The organism is Microbacterium kyungheense (assembly GCF_006783905.1).
In the GTDB taxonomy this organism is placed as follows: domain Bacteria; phylum Actinomycetota; class Actinomycetes; order Actinomycetales; family Microbacteriaceae; genus Microbacterium; species Microbacterium kyungheense.
Map to the genome: position 1 here is coordinate 226,187 of NZ_VFPE01000003.1, position 14,885 is coordinate 241,071.

The 14,885-nt window shown below is 73.3% G+C and carries 12 protein-coding genes; 9 read left to right on the top strand and 3 right to left on the bottom strand.

The genetic code is table 11. The features are described 5' to 3' along the window. The first annotated feature begins 73 nt into the window (after positions 1 to 73). Complete coding sequence (locus FB391_RS13525; RefSeq protein WP_185843073.1) at positions 74 to 1,141, top strand: LacI family DNA-binding transcriptional regulator; 1,068 nt, start codon at positions 74 to 76, stop codon at positions 1,139 to 1,141. Here FB391_RS13525 and FB391_RS13530 read toward each other — a convergent pair whose 3' ends face one another. Next, positions 1,142 to 3,418: a beta-L-arabinofuranosidase domain-containing protein gene (locus FB391_RS13530; RefSeq protein WP_185843074.1), complete on the bottom strand. Its 2,277-nt coding sequence runs from the start codon at positions 3,416 to 3,418 to the stop codon at positions 1,142 to 1,144. A 131-nt stretch (positions 3,419 to 3,549) separates the two neighbouring features. On the opposite strand from FB391_RS13530, the gene FB391_RS13535 reads away from it, so the two are divergent. The 7 genes from FB391_RS13535 to FB391_RS13565 all read left to right on the top strand — a co-directional run bounded on the left by FB391_RS13535 (position 3,550) and on the right by FB391_RS13565 (position 11,557). Beyond that, positions 3,550 to 4,584, top strand: a complete 1,035-nt coding sequence (locus FB391_RS13535) for a LacI family DNA-binding transcriptional regulator (protein ID WP_185843075.1) — start codon at positions 3,550 to 3,552, stop codon at positions 4,582 to 4,584. A gap of 57 nt (positions 4,585 to 4,641) precedes the next feature. After that, complete coding sequence (locus tag FB391_RS13540; protein WP_141895125.1) at positions 4,642 to 5,646, top strand: LacI family DNA-binding transcriptional regulator; 1,005 nt, start codon at positions 4,642 to 4,644, stop codon at positions 5,644 to 5,646. 75 nt (positions 5,647 to 5,721) lie between these two features. Next, on the top strand, positions 5,722 to 7,071 hold the full coding sequence (locus FB391_RS13545) for a Gfo/Idh/MocA family protein (protein ID WP_141895127.1): 1,350 nt from the start codon (positions 5,722 to 5,724) through the stop codon (positions 7,069 to 7,071). Next, complete coding sequence (locus tag FB391_RS13550) at positions 7,068 to 8,048, top strand: NAD-dependent epimerase/dehydratase family protein (RefSeq protein WP_141895128.1); 981 nt, start codon at positions 7,068 to 7,070, stop codon at positions 8,046 to 8,048. The genes FB391_RS13545 and FB391_RS13550 overlap by 4 nt, the downstream gene beginning before the upstream one ends. Continuing rightward, the gene (locus FB391_RS13555; protein WP_141895130.1) at positions 8,045 to 8,944 is read left to right on the top strand and encodes a 5-dehydro-4-deoxyglucarate dehydratase; all 900 of its coding nucleotides are present in this window, start codon (positions 8,045 to 8,047) and stop codon (positions 8,942 to 8,944) included. Before FB391_RS13550 ends, FB391_RS13555 begins: the two co-directional genes overlap by 4 nt. After that, on the top strand, positions 8,941 to 10,074 hold the full coding sequence (locus FB391_RS13560) for a mandelate racemase/muconate lactonizing enzyme family protein (RefSeq protein ID WP_246093514.1): 1,134 nt from the start codon (positions 8,941 to 8,943) through the stop codon (positions 10,072 to 10,074). The genes FB391_RS13555 and FB391_RS13560 overlap by 4 nt, the downstream gene beginning before the upstream one ends. A 43-nt stretch (positions 10,075 to 10,117) precedes the next feature. Continuing rightward, positions 10,118 to 11,557: an aldehyde dehydrogenase (NADP(+)) gene (locus tag FB391_RS13565; protein ID WP_141895132.1), complete on the top strand. Its 1,440-nt coding sequence runs from the start codon at positions 10,118 to 10,120 to the stop codon at positions 11,555 to 11,557. A gap of 56 nt (positions 11,558 to 11,613) precedes the next feature. Here FB391_RS13565 and FB391_RS13570 read toward each other — a convergent pair whose 3' ends face one another. Both FB391_RS13570 and FB391_RS13575 read right to left on the bottom strand, forming a co-directional pair. Then, positions 11,614 to 12,642 (bottom strand): magnesium and cobalt transport protein CorA, encoded by a 1,029-nt coding sequence (locus tag FB391_RS13570; RefSeq protein WP_141895134.1) that lies wholly within the window; start codon positions 12,640 to 12,642, stop codon positions 11,614 to 11,616. Positions 12,643 to 12,881: 239 nt separating this feature from the next. Next, positions 12,882 to 14,084: a glycerate kinase gene (locus tag FB391_RS13575; protein WP_141895136.1), complete on the bottom strand. Its 1,203-nt coding sequence runs from the start codon at positions 14,082 to 14,084 to the stop codon at positions 12,882 to 12,884. Positions 14,085 to 14,131: 47 nt separating this feature from the next. Here FB391_RS13575 and FB391_RS13580 point away from each other — a divergent pair, with 47 nt between their 5' ends. Continuing rightward, positions 14,132 to 14,803 (top strand): ThuA domain-containing protein, encoded by a 672-nt coding sequence (locus tag FB391_RS13580; RefSeq protein WP_141895138.1) that lies wholly within the window; start codon positions 14,132 to 14,134, stop codon positions 14,801 to 14,803. Positions 14,804 to 14,885: the final 82 nt, after the last annotated feature.

Below are 14,885 nucleotides of genomic sequence, written 5' to 3' on the forward strand. Positions count from 1 at the left end.
GACGGAGGGAGCGACGATGATCGGGGACGCCGAGTTCGTTAGTCTGGGCGCGCAGCGGGAACGGAGGGGACACATGCTCGCAGCGGAGCGGCGTGCTCGGATCCTGGATCTCGCGCGCCAGGACGGCGCCGTCAGCATCTCGCGTCTGGTGAGCGACCTCGGCGTCTCGCACGTGACCGTGCGCCGCGACCTGGACGCGCTCGTGGCCGATCGACTCCTCGACAAGGTCCGTGGCGGGGCCATCATCGCGTCGGAACCGGGCGACACCGCCGGCCTCGCGACCACCGTGACGATCGGCGTCGTCATCCCGACGTCCTACTACTACCGCTTCGTGGTCGACGGCATCGGCGACGCCCTGAGCGGTCGCGGAGAGATGAAGCTGGCGATCTCCGAGTACGACCTGTCCGAGGAGTACCGCCTCGTGCGCGAACTCGTCGACAGCGGCGTTGACGGTCTGCTGTGGGTCCCCTCGATCTCGGAGCGCGAAGAGTCCGCGGACTTCGACGCGTTCGTGGACGAACTGAGCGTGCCGGTCGTGTTCGTGGAGCGCGAGACCCCCGGCGGCGGACTGGGCTCGGTGTCGTCGATCCGATCCGCGCACGAGCGTGGCGCGATAAGCGCACTGCGCCACCTGCGCGACCTCGGCCACCGACGCCTCGTGATGGTGAGCCGGGGCAGGTCTCAGAGCGCCGAGTTCGTCCGTCGCGGATGGGTCGACGCGCTCGGCCGGCTCGGCCTGGACCCGGCGAGCACCATCCTCGGCCCGAACGAGCTGGGCGCCGGCCCGACGTGGGAGCGCGGCAGCGCGGACGTCGTCCTCGACACCGTGCAGCGCATCGGCGCGACGGCGGTGTTCAGCCACGGCGACGAGAACTCACTGTTCGGGCTCGTCCAGAACGCGCGCGGCCGTGGGCTTTCGGTGCCCGAGCAGTTGTCGATCGTCGCGTACGACGATGACGTGTCGGCCCACGCCGATCCGCCGATCTCAGCGGTCGCGCCCGACCGACGCCGCGTCGGCGCCCACGCCACCCGCATGCTGCTCGAGCTCATCCGCGAACCCAGCGCAGAGCCGCCGCTGCAGCTGCAGGTCGAGCCGCGCCTCATTCTGCGTGCGTCGACCGCGCCGCCGTCAGCGGAGTGATCAGCGGTCGGATGCCGCGGCCAGCAGCCGCAGCTCGCGCAGGCGCGGCGTCGCCAGGCCGGCGCCGTCGATGCGGACGGTCAGGTCGACCGTGCCCGGCTCGAGGTGCAGCGGCACGTCGCGCGCGCGTGAGGGCGATCCGGACGGGACGGCCTCGTCGAGGACGACGGCATCCCCCACCGTCACCCGCAGACGAGCGTCCTCGTCGCCGCCGAGCCACCACAGTCGCAACGAGTCGGCAGTGCCGCTCCAGTCGCGCAGCGCGAGGGTGATGGTCCCGTGCGTGCGGCGCCAGCGGGTGTCGCCGTCGACCCCGGTGTGCTCGTCCGAGGCCGTGAGCCCGTGGTCGGACTCCGGCTGCTGCTCCCCGAACGTCACCAGGTCGCGAGTGCGCGCTTCGAGGCCGAGAGAGGCGGCGTCGATCGCCTCGAGCGCGGCCCGCCGTTCGGCGACGGATGCGAGGGCGATCGGCCATGACACGGTGTACCGCGCGTCGTGGATGCCGGAGAACGGCTCCAGCTCGACGTGGCGACCGTCGGCGGCCCGCACCCGGACGCGCCCCGGCCCCCGCCGCACCGCGCCGTCGAGCGCGTCGGGCGCGAGCACCGGCGTCTGAGCGAGCGGGCGGAGCGGCCCGGTCGCGATGTGGCCCATCCGCGCTCCGCTCCCCCGGTACGCGATGTCGTCGTCGGGGATCCGCTGCGCGAGCACGTCGGGTCCGTCGACGATCCACGCCCATTCCGAGCCGTCGGCCGGGCGCTCGATGCGGAGCCGACGCGGCAGGGCGAACCGCACGACGGTGGACCCGGCGTCGACCTCGACCACCGCGCGCGTGCCGGCAGGGACGCGGCGGGACGCGGCATCCATCGTCACGACGGCGTCACCGTCGACCCAGTCCGGGATCAGCACCCCGACGCGGGCGCGATGCTCGGCCTCCACCTCGAGCGTGGCGTGCACGACGGAGGCATCGCCCGCGTCGTCGACGGCGAGCACCAGCCGGACCGCCTCGAACCGCGCCCGAGACGGCACGAACGCGTTCACACGCACCTCGTCCGCGGCCTGCGAGTACACCAGCGCCGCGTGCCGCGCCTGCGCCTCGAACCCCGAGCCCATGCAGCACCAGAAGCCCTCGGCCTCCGGGGAGTAGACGCGGTAGTGCCCGGGGCGCTGCGGCGTGAAGTACACGAGGCCGCCGTGCTCGGGATGCTGCGCAGAGCGCAGGTGGTTGGCCCGGGCACGCTCGGCCCACAGCAGATACGCGTCGTCGCCCGTGAGCAGATGCAGCTCCGCGGCGAGCTTCACCATGTTGTGGGTGTTGCAGGACTCGGGCCCCTCGCGCGCGATGAACATGCTCGCGAAGCCGGACGGGAAGTGCTCGCGCACGCTGTCGCCGCCGATCGCGGCGCTGCGGTGCCGGGCGACGCGATCGAAGAACACGCGGGCCGCCGCTCCCTCGCGCGCCTCGACCTCGGGCAGCAGCTCGGGGGCCAGCGCGCGCGTCGCCCGCTCGATCGTCGCGAAGCCGACGGCGACCGGGATCTGCGTGTTGGCGTGTAGGCCGTCGAGCTCATCCCGCCCGGCGGCGAGAGGCTCGACGAGCCCTCGGCGCGCGAATCGCCGCGCCAGACGCAGGTGGGCGGAATCCCCGGTGACCAGCGCAAGCCGCGCGAACGCCTCGGTCATGCCGCCGAACTCGCACTCCAGGATGCGGTCGAACGTCGTGTCGTCGAGGTCGGCGGCCACGCGCAGCCACCACGCCCCGAGCTCGTCCCGCGCGGCGCGCGCCTCGGGGTCGGCCGTGAACTCGGCCGCGTCGATGAGCCCGGCGAGGATCTTGTGCAGGTTGTACAGCGGCACCCAGCGGCCGTTGAGGTGGAACGCGCCCGCGTCCACGCGGCCGGCGCGCAACTCGTCCCACAGCGCCTCACCGTCGGGCACGCCGCCGACATAGCCGGTGCCGGCCGCGAGCTGGCACTCCCGGATGCCGTCGACGAGCGTCCGCACGAGCGTCGCGGCCGCCGCATCCCCTCCCGCGGCCAGCGCGCTCGCGGCCGAGAGCACGTGCCCGGCGGTGTGGCCGTCGAGGCCGTCGGACTCCCAGCCGGGATACGTGTCGGCGTGCGCGAGTCCCGCCTCGCGGCGGAACGGGGCGAGCAGACGCTCGGGGTCGAGTCGCATGAGCGTGGCCGTGACGGTGCGCTGTGCGTCGAGATCGATGCCCGGCTCCAGCCGCACATGCGTCGACGTCGCGAACGCCGGCGGGACGATGGCGGGCATCATGCTCCTTCGCGAGGGTGCGGCTGCGGGTGCAGATGCGCGGGCAGTGCGGTTCCCGATGTTACCGGTAACGCGGAAATCGCTTCCCGGGCTCGATGGCGCAACCGGACACAGGCTCTAGACTCTGCCCTGTGAGCGACTCATCCGCGCCCTCCCGAGGCGCTGCCACCCTGCACGACGTCGCACGCGAGGCGGGCGTCTCGCTGGCCACCGCGTCGCGGGTGCTGAACGGCTCCACCCGCAAGGTGGCCGAGAGCTATCGCGAGCGCGTCGAGACCGCCGCCGAGAAGCTCGGCTACACCGCGAACCTGTCAGCGCAGGCCACGGCGCGCGGCACCGCGGCGATCGTCGCACTGCTGGTCGCCGACATCGCCGACCCCTACTTCGGACAGCTCGCGTCCGGCGTCGCGCGCGGCGCCGACGAGGCCGGCCTCGTCGTGACGATCGCCATCACCGAGCGAGACCCGCAGCGCGAGGTGCGCCTGGTCCGGGCGCTGCGCGGTCAGCGGCCGAGAGGGCTCATCCTGGCGGCATCCCGCACGGAAGGAACCGACGCGGTCGGGCTGGCCGGCGAGCTCGAGGCCTTCTCGAACATGGGCGGCCGCGTCGTCGTGGTGGGTCCCGGAGGAGGGACGGCACGCAGCGTCGCGCTCGACAACCGCGGCGGCGCGGCGGCGCTGGGCGCCGAGCTGGCACGCCTCGGATATCGCGAGGCGGTCGTGGTCGCGGCCTCCGAGGGGATCCGCACCTCCGACGACCGCGTCGCCGGCTTCAGCGAGGGCTTCGGCGCCGGCGGCGGGACGGTGCGCGACGTGCGACGCGGCGGCTTCACCCGCGACGCCGGGTACGAGATCGCGCAGCGGCTGCTGGCCGACGGGCTGCCCGAAGGGACCCTCGTCTTCGGCATCAGCGACGTGGTCGCGATCGGCATCATGTCGGCGATCCGGGATGCCGGACGCCAGGTGGGCTCGGACGTCGCGGTCGCGGGGTTCGACGACATCGCGACCGGCCGCGACATCCGCCCGGGCCTCACGACCGTGCACGTCCCGCTGGAGGAGCTCGGCTACCGCGCCCTGCACGCGGCGACCGATGCGGAGTGGGACGACACCGCACCGCCCCTCGCCCTCGACGTGGTCGTGCGGGGCTCGACCCCGCCGCGCGGCTGAGGGTTCCACAGGAAGCGTTTCCTGCCCGGCTAGGCTGAGCCGACCGGAAGGAGACGCATGACCCGACGCAACGACGGCGCGACCCGCGTCACGATCGCCGACGTCGCCGCGCGGGCCGGAGTGTCGCTGTCGACCGTGTCGCGCGCGCTCAACGGCAATCCGACGGTGGATCCCGCACTCGCCGAGCGGGTGAAGGATGCCGCTGCCGCCCTGGACTACACCGCGAGCCCCGTCGCCCGCAGCCTTGTGCTCGGGCGCACGCAGACGGTCGCGGTGGTGGTGCCTGACCTCGGCAACCCCACCTTCCAAGAGATCCTGCGCGGACTCAGCCGCGCGGCCGCGGCCGACGACTACCACGTGCTCGTGGCGGACTCGGCGGAGTCCGTCGACGAGGAGCGCGTGCTCGCGGGCACCACCCGCCGCCGCACCGACGGCGTGATCCTGTGCGCGCCGCGCCTGCCGCAGGACGAGCTCGATCGCCTGGTCGGAGGCCTGCGCCCGGTCGTGCTGATCAACCGCAGCGCCGGTGAGGCGCCGTCGGTGCGCGCCGACTACCGCAGCGCGCTGACGGCCGAGCTGGAGCACCTGCACGATCTCGGACACCGTCGCGTCGTGTATCTCGCCGGCGCCGCCGGCAGTGTCGCCAACGCCGCGCGCCTCGACGCGATCGCGGAGTTCGTCGCCGCCCACCCCGACACCCAGGTGTCGGAGATCCCGTGCGGCGTCGACTTCGAAGCGGGGGCCGAGGCGGGTGCGGCGGTGCTGGCGTCCGGCGCGACGGCGGCCCTCGCCTTCAACGACCTCGTGGCGATGGGCCTGCTCAGCGCGGTGCAGGAGAGTGGATGCCGCATCCCGGCCGATCTGTCGATCGTCGGCTTCGACGACATCCCGTTCGCCCGGTACACCACGCCGCCGCTGACGACCGCCGCGGTTCCGGCGGCAGAGCTCGGCGCCCAGGCGTGGGCGCGCATGCACGACCTGCTGGAGGGCGCCGAGCCGGGGCATCCGCTCACCCTCCGCCCCGAGCTCACGGTGCGCGGCTCGACCGGCCCGGCGGCCTGACCCAGGAGTCGCCAAGCGAGGAACCGCTTTCTCTCTTCCGTGGTAGTCTGAGAAAACGTTTCCTGAAGGAGTGAGATGAGCCATCGCCGGTATGCCCTCGTCGGTGCAGGTCACCGCGCCCAGATGTACGTCGAGGCGATCATCGGTCGCTACGCGGACGACGCCGCCCTGGTGGCGATCTGCGAGCCGAACCCGGTGCGCGCGCAGTACTACGTGGACCGCGTGACCGAGGCGGGTCACCGCGCGCCGGCGGTCTACGGGCCCGACGATCTGGAGGCGATGGTCCGCGACCAGCAGGTCGACCGTGTCGTCGTCTGTGCGCGCGACGACCTGCACGCCCCGCTCATCGTCCGGTCGCTGGATGCCGGCGCCGACGTCGTGGTCGAGAAGCCCCTCACGATCGACGGGCCGAGCGCCGCGGCGATCGAGGATGCGATCGACCGCACCGGCCGCGAGGTCGTCATCACGTTCAACTACCGGTACTCGCCGCGCAATTCGGCGCTGCGCCAGGTGATCCAGGACGGCACGATCGGCGAGGTCACCTCCGTCGACTTCTCGTGGGTGCTCGACACCAAGCACGGTGCGGACTACTTCCGCCGCTGGCACCGCGAGAAGGAGCACTCGGGAGGCCTGCTCGTCCACAAGGCCAGCCACCACTTCGACCTCGTCAACTGGTGGATCCGGTCGGCCCCGCGCCGGGTGTACGCGTCGGGCGGGCTGCGGTTCTACGGCGCCGACAACGCCGCCGCCCGCGGCCTCGGCGATCGTCCCGCCCGCGGCACCCATGACGGTGGCGACGCCTTCGAGCTCGACCTGCGCGACGATGCGCGGCTGAAGGCGCTGTACCTCGACGCCGAGCAGCACGACGGTTACCTGCGTGACCGCGACGTGTTCGGCGAGGGCATCACCATCGAAGACAATCTCGCGCTCGTCGTCGACTACGCCTCCGGCGCGACGCTCAGCTACTCCCTCAACGCGCACTCGCCGTGGGAGGGCTACCGCGTCGCGGTCAACGGCACCCTCGGCCGCGCCGAGCTGGAGGTCGTCGAGCGCGGCGCCGTGCTGGCCGACGAGGGCCTGCACCCCGTGCTCGATCCGTCGGCCGTGCACGCCGGCGCGTCCGGGTCGCTGCGTCCCGCGGGCGAGCGCCTCGTCGTGCAGAAGCACTGGGAGGCCGCGTACGAGGTTCCCATCATCAGCGGCGACGGCGGTCACGGCGGCGGAGACGCCCTGCTGCTGGCCGATGTCTTCGAAGGGCCCGGCGACGACCCGCTGGCCCGCCCCGCGGACTGGCGCGACGGCGTGCGCTCCATCGCCGTCGGCATCGCCGGAAACCGGTCGCTCGAGACCGGCCTGCCCGTCCAGGTCGCCGACCTCGGCATCCGCTTCCTCGCGTCGGGCGCCGCAGCGGCGGTCCGAGGATGACCCGCATCGCCGTCACCGGCGGCGCCGGCCGCCTCGGTCGGAGCCTCGTCGCCGGGCTCGCGGCATCCGGGCACGACCTGGTCTCGCTCGATCGCGCCGTCTCTGACGCCCCCGAGCTCGCCGGCGTCGAGCAGGTCGCCATCGACCTGAGCGACGCGGATGCCACGGTCCAGACGCTCGCCGGCACGCGCGCCGACGCGCTCATCCACCTCGCCGCGATCGCCGTGCCGTTCAGCGCACCCGAGGACGTCATCATGCGCACGAACGCCGGGCTCGCCGTCTCGGTGCTGGGCGGAGCGGTGAAGGCCGGCATCCGCCGAGTCGTCGCGGCATCGAGCCCCACCGTGCTCGGCTACGGTGCTCCGACCGGCTGGGTCCCCGACCGCTTCCCGCTCGACGAGAGCACCCCGGCGCGGCCTTGGAACGCGTACGCACTGTCGAAGCTGCTCATCGAGCAGACGATCGCCATGCTCGCACGCCAGACCGGCGACGCGACGCGGTTCGCGGCGTTCCGCCCCTGCTACGTCATCGCCCCCGAGGAATGGGCCGGCGCGCTCACCCAGCAGGGCCACACCGTGCGCGAACGGCTCGACGACCCCGCACTGTCGGCGCCGGCGATCTTCAACTACGTCGACGCGCGCGACGTCGCGGTGTTCGCCGACACGCTGCTGGCGGCGCTCCCCGAGATCCCGAACGGCGAGACGTTCTTCGTCGCCGCCGACGACGCGCTGGCCCGCGAGCCCCTCGCCGAGCTCGTGCCCCGCTTCTACCCGGGCACCGAAGAGGTCGCCGCGGTGCTCACGGGCACGACCCCGGCGTTCTCGAACGCGAAGGCCCGCGACGTGCTGGGCTGGCGTCCCGCGCACTCGTGGCGCGGCGAGCTCCGCGACGCTCCGACAGGCCCAGCGACCGCGACTGATTCGGTGACCGCGACCGATCCCCTCCCCGACCTCGCCCGAAAGGACGTGCTGGCGTGAACTTCGACGGCATCCTCTTCTTCCCCGTCACCCCCTTCGACGCGCAGGACCGCGTCGACGAGGACCTGCTGCGGCAGCACCTCGAGACCACGCTCGCGCACGCGCCGGGCGGCGTGTTCCCGGCGTGCGGCACGGGCGAGTTCCACGCGCTGTCGACCGAGGAGGCGACCCGTGTCGTGCAGGTCGCGACCGAGACCGTCGCCGGGCGCGTGCCCGTCGTCGCGGGCACCGGCGGTCCGCTCGGGCACGCGAAGGCACTCGCCCGCGCGGCCGCCGACGCCGGAGCCGACGCGCTGCTGGTGCTGCCGCCCTACCTCGTCTCGGGTCCGCAGGCGGGGCTCGTGGCGTACGTCGAGGCGGTGGCCGCGGCATCCGATCTTCCCGTCGTGATCTATCACCGCGCCAACGCGCAGTTCTCGGCCGACTCGGTGCGCCGCCTCGCGCAGAACCCGAAGGTCGCGGGCTTCAAGGACGGCGTGGGCGACGTCGGCCTCGCGCAGCAGATCGTGCGGGCGGTCGCCGCCGAGGGGCGCGACGACTTCGCGTTCTTCAACGGCCTGCTCACCGCCGAGCTGACGCAGGGCGCCTATCGCGGCATCGGCATCCCGCTGTACTCGTCGGCGGCGTTCGCCATGATCCCCGAGGTGGCGAACGCGTACTACCGCGCGTATGTCGCCGGCGACGAGGACCACCGCAACGCCCTGCTCGACGGCTTCTACTCGCCGCTCGTGCGCCTGCGCGACGAGACGCCCGGCTTCGGCGTCTCGCTCATCAAGACGGGTCTGCGCCTGGGCGGCCTGCCCGTCGGCTCGGTGCGCGCACCGCTGGTCGACCCGACCCCCGCGCAGCAGGACCGGCTCGCCGAGATCCTGGCCGCTGGACGGGCGCTGCTGTGACGAGTGCGTCGGTGGATGCCGCGGGCGCGGCCTTCGACGCCGGCCCGACGATCGCCCGCTTCGAGGCGCGGCTGCTGCGGGTCCCGCTGACACGGCCGTGGGCCGCCGACGTCACGTCGGTGGGCGTCGTCGCGACGCACGTGGTCCGATCGGACGGCGCGGAGGGCTGGGGCTTCTCGTGGACCCCGCAGATCGGCGCCGAGGCGGTGCACGCGCTGCTCGCCCATGACATCGCGGCCTTCGCGCTGGGCCGGTCCGCCGACCCCGGGTCGGAATGGCTCCCCCTGTGGCAGCACCTCCACGAGGCCGGCGGCGGCGGCATCACGACGATCGCGATGGCCGGGCTGAACCTGGCCCTGTGGGATGCCGCCGTCCGGGCTCACGGAACCTCGCTGTCGGGATTCCTCGGCGCGCAGCGCGACAGCGTGCGCGCGTACGGCTCGGGCGTGAACCTGCATTACAGCATCGACGAGCTCGTCGCCCAGGTACGCCGCTGGGTGGACGCGGGCTACGAGGCGGTGAAGGTCAAGGTGGGCAAGCCCGATGTCGCCGAAGACCTCGACCGCATGCGGGCCGTGCGGGAGGTTCTGGGTCCCGAGCGAGCGCTCATGATCGACGCGAACCAGCGGTGGGAGCTCGACCGGGCGACACGCTCCCTCGAGGTGCTCGCCGAGGTCTCGCCCGCCTGGATCGAGGAGCCGCTGCGGGCAGACGACCTGTACGGGCACGTCGAGCTGGCGCGCCGGCTGGCGGTCTCCAGCGGAACACCGATCGCCGTCGGCGAGAACCTGCACACCACCTATCGCTTCGACGACTTCCTGCGCACGGGCGCCGCCCAGATCGTGCAGCCCAACGTCGTGCGGGTCGGCGGCATCACGCCGTTCCTCGGCATCGCCGCGATCGCGGCCGAGTATGGAGCCGCCCTGCACCCTCACCTGCTTCCCGAGCTCTCGGGGCAGCTCGCGCTCACCCTTCTCGCCGTCGCCGGGGTTCCCGCGCCGATGGCAGAGGACGTCGAGGATGCCGGCTTCGGCGCGCTCGGCGCCCTCGCCGATCCGTCGCCCGTGCGCATCGTCGACGCCACCCTCACCGAGACGCCGCACGCAGGCCTCGGCCTCCGCTTCCGCTGACCCCGCTCCCCGCACCTCGTCTGCTCCCCGCAAAGGACACACCATGACCACTACGACCGCCGAACTCGATGCTCTGACCGCCGCAGCCGCAGCCGCAGCGCCGGTCTGGCGCGCCGCCGACGCCGCCACCCGGGCCTCGTGGCTGCGTGCCGCCGCCGACACGCTCGACGCCCACCTCGACGAGCTGGTCGCCATCGCCGACGAAGAGACGCGGCTCGGCGAGACCCGCCTGCGCGGCGAGGTCGGACGCACGACCGGCCAACTGCGGCTGTTCGCGACGGTCGTCGAAGAGGGCTCGTATCTGGAGCTGACCGTCGACGACGCCGACGCGTCCGCCGCCCGGCCGGAGCTGCGCCGCATGCTCACCGGCGTCGGTCCGGTGGCCGTGTTCTCGGCCTCGAACTTCCCCTTCGCCTTCTCGGTCGCCGGCGGCGACACCGCGTCCGCGCTCGCCGCCGGCAACCCGGTCATCGTGAAGGCGCACTCGGGGCACCCGCGCCTGTCGGAGCGCACCGCCGAGCTCGTGGCCGCAGCGCTGGTCGAGGCCGGGGCGCCCGAGGGCTCGCTCGGGCTCGTCGAAGGCCGCGAGGCCGGCAACGCGCTGGTGCAGCATCCCGTCATCCAGGCGGCGGGCTTCACCGGTTCGCTGGGCGGCGGCCGAGCCCTGTTCGACCTCGCGTCGGGGCGCCCCGACCCCATCCCGTTCTACGGAGAGCTCGGCTCGGTGAACCCCGTCGTGATCACGGCTGCCGCCGTCGCCGCCCGAGGCGAGGCGCTCGCGCAGGGCCTCGTCGGCTCGTTCACGCTCGGCGTCGGCCAGTTCTGCACGAAGCCCGGGGTGGTGTTCGTCCCGGAGGGGGCGGGCTTCGAAGAGCTCGTGGCCGGCTTCGCCGCGGGCGCGGCGGGCGGTCCGCTGCTCACCGAGCGCATCACCGAGGCCTTCCCCTCGGGCGTGGCCCATCTGGAGGGCGATCCGTCCGTGGCCGTGGTCGCACAGGGCCTGCCGGCAGAGCCCGGGTCGGCGCAGCCGGTCGTGCTGTCGACGGATGCCGCGGCCGTCGCCACCCGCCCCTCGGTGCTGCTGGAGGAGTGCTTCGGTCCGGTGACCCTCCTCGTCCGCTACTCGTCGCAGGACGAGCTGCACGCGGCGCTGGAGGCGGTGCCCGGTTCGCTCACCGCGACCCTGCACGCGGAGGACTCCGACGACGTCGCGGCCGTCCTCGAGGTGCTGACCCGCAAGGCAGGGCGCGTGCTGTTCGCCGGCTGGCCCACGGGCGTCGCGGTCACCTGGTCGCAGCACCACGGCGGTCCGTGGCCCGCGACGACGTCACTGCACACCTCGGTGGGCGCGACGGCGATCCGCCGCTTCCTGCGGCCCGTCGTGTTCCAGGACGCACCGGCCGCTCTGCTGCCCGCCGTACTGCGCGACGAGTCCCTGGCGCGCCTGCCCCACCGCCGCAACGGCGTGCTGCAGGTCCCCTGAACACCCTGAACCCGCTCGACGACCGGGAGTGCTGACCCGGTCGTCGAGCGATCGCCTCACAGCCAGCGCTTGAGCTTGAACACCCCGTACAGCCCGAACCCGAGGCCGACCATCATCAGCAGGGCGAGCGGATAGCCGAACGTCCAGTGCAGCTCGGGCATGTGGTCGAAGTTCATGCCGTACACGGTGCCGATGAGCGTCGGCGCGAACAGGATCGCGGCCCACGACGAGATGCGCTTGATCTCCTCGTTCTGCGCGAGCCCGGCCTCGCTCATGCGCCGCATCTCTTCGTTCTGGCGCTGCGCCACGAGCGTCGACTGCACGTTGAGCGCGTTCTCGAGGATCGAGCGGAACGCCCCGGCGCGCTCGACGATGCGCAGCACGTGGTCCAGCACGTCGCGGAGGTACCGCTGCAGCTCGAGGTCGACGGCGTACTTGTCGGAGCCGCGACGCAGCGCCTCGAGCATCCCGGCGAGAGGCTGCGCGGCCCGCTGGAAGTCGATGACCTCGCGCGACAGGTCGTAGATGCGGCGCGACACCGCTTCGACGTCGGCGTCGGCGTTGCCGAAGAGCTGGTCCTCGATCTCGTCGATGTCGTTCTCGAGCCCGGCGATCACCGGCCCGTACTCGTCGACGACCTCGTCGAGCACGGCGTACAGCACCGCCTCCGGTCCCATCGCCAGCAGCTCGGGTGCGGCTTCGAGCCGGCGGCGCACCTTGCCGAGGTTCGGCGCCTCCGCGTGGCGGATCGTCACGACGAAGCCCGGGCCGACGAACACGTGCAGCTCGCCGAACTCGACCTCTTCGGCGGCGTCGAGGTAGCGCGCGGGGCGCAGCACGACGAACAGCGTGTCGCCGTAGCGCTCCAGCTTCGATCGCTGATGACCGGTCAGCGCGTCCTCGACCGCCAGCGGGTGCAGGCCGAACTCGTCGGCGATGGAGCGCACCTCGCCCGCCGTCGGGCGGTACAGCCCGATCCAGGCCATTCCGCCGCGGTCGCGCATGACCTCGTACGTCGCGTTCAGGTTCGCCGGGTCCTGTGTACGTCGCCCCTGGACGTACACGGCGTTGTCGATCAGGGCCATCATGATTCACCTCGATTGCTCGCGCGTCGGCACGGCGCCGCAGGCACCGTGAAGGAGGGCGCGCGCAGACGCGCGCACCGGCGCCACCGCTCGCCCGCGAGGGATCAGTGCATCGAGATGCCGACCAGCGAAGACGAAACGGTGGCGCGGCGACTATCACTGGACATCGCGCATCACCTGCCTTCCTGGTCTGAGGGCCGAAACGGCCTCCGCCACCTTAGGCGACAGTTCCTGAGAGGTCAACCGGCGCCGGGCAACGTGCGCGCGAGCTCGCGCCCCGCGGCCACCAGCCAGCGGACCGGGTCGGACATGGCCGCCTGCGCCGACCCCGCGAGCTCTGTGAGCGAGGCGGTCGCAGCGAATCCCGACACGTCCGCGTCGGCCGTGATGCGCCCCGCCACGAGAGCCACCGGCACGCCTGCCGCGGCCGCGAGCGCACCGACGTGCGCGGGGACCTTGCCGGCGGCAGACTGCCCGTCGTAGGACCCCTCGCCCGTGACGACGATGGATGCCGCCGCCACCGCGTCGCCGAGCCCCACCAGCTCCGCGACCGCCGCCGACCCGGGCACGAGCTCGGCGCCCCACGCCAGCAGGCCGAAGCCGGTGCCTCCGGCCGCACCTGCGCCGGCGGCACTCGTGCTGAGCGAGGCCGCTTCGTCTCGCCGGCGCTCGCTCAGCGACCGACTCGACAAAGCATCCCGATCCGCGGCGGCGGCGCCGAGCACGTCGGCCCAGCGGGCGAGTCCGGCGTCGAGCACGGCCACGTCGGACGCCGACGCCCCCTTCTGCGGGCCGAACACGGCCGCGGCGCCGCGCTCTCCGAGGAGCGGATTCGTGACGTCGCTGAGGACGGTGACCCCGCCGGGCGGAAGCGCCGCGAGCTCTGACAGGTCGGCGGTCGCCACGTCCGCCAGCCCTCGGGCGCCGTCAGCGATCGGTCGTCCCGCGGCGTCTGCGAACCGGGCGCCGAGCGCCGCGAGCATGCCGGCACCGCCGTCGGTCGACGAGCTCGAGCCGATCCCCAGCACGAGCCGCGAGACGCCGTGTGCGAGGGCGGCCGCGATCGCCTCGCCGAAGCCCCACGTGTGCGCGTCGAACGGCCGCAGGCGGGCCGGCGTGCCGAGCAGCTCGATGCCGCTCGTGCACGCGAGCTCGACGATGCCGGTGCCGGCGGGCGCCTCGGGCGTGGGCGGCAGCAGCACCCAGGACGCCTCCACCTCTGTTCCTTCGGGTCCGGTGACCGCGATCGGCATGCGGCGGGCACCGGGCACCGCGGTCGCGAACGCGTCGACGGTGCCCTCGCCGCCGTCTGCCATCGGCAGGAGCCGCACGTCGTCCGCCGGCCGCTCCTCGGTCCACCCGGTCGCCAGCGCCTGGGCGGCGGCCGCGGCGGCGATGGTGCCCTTGAACGAGTCCGGGGCGATCACGACGGTGTGTGCCATGGTTCTCCTCCACGCGGGAAAGCGTTATCCTGCAGATCATGGTACTCATGGAACGCCCGACGCGCCCCCGTGCCGTGATAGCCACCGGGACCGGCCGGTACGCCGACCCGTGGCATCCCTATCCGACCACGTCGGCCCGCATCGCCGAAGTCCTGCGCGCCGACGGATGGGACGCCATCGTGGACGACGACGTCGACCACGCTCTCGCGCACCTCGACGGCGCCGACCTGCTCGTCGTGAACGCGGGCGATCCGTGGCGCAACGACGGCGCGCCCCGCGCGGACCCCGCGGCCGAGGCGGGGCTCACCTCCGCCATCGCGCGCGGCATCGGGCTCATCGGAGTGCACGCCGCCCTGTCGAGCCTGCGCGACCACCCCGCATGGCGCGCGGCGATCGGGGGCGAATGGGTTCCCGGGACCTCGTGGCACCCGCCCATCGACGAGGCCCGCGTGCGCGTCGTCGACGCCAACCACACGATCACCGACGGGATGCCGCACCTCGACGTCTTCGACGAGCGCTACAGCGACCTCGTGGTCGACGCCGACGCCCGCGTGCTCGCCGTGCACGACGTCGACGGCGCCGAGCACCCGGCCGTGTGGGTGCGCGAGCAGCCCACGCGCGCGGTCGTGTCGTCGCTCGGGCACGACGAGCGCGCGTACGACTCCCCCGCCCTCGCGGCGCTGCTGCAGCGCGCCGCCCGCTGGGCCGCCCGGCTCTGACTCCCGATCGCCCCGGGACGAGGCATCCACTCGCGACCGGGCACAATGGAACGCGAACCCGCCCCCGACCCGACGGAGTGAC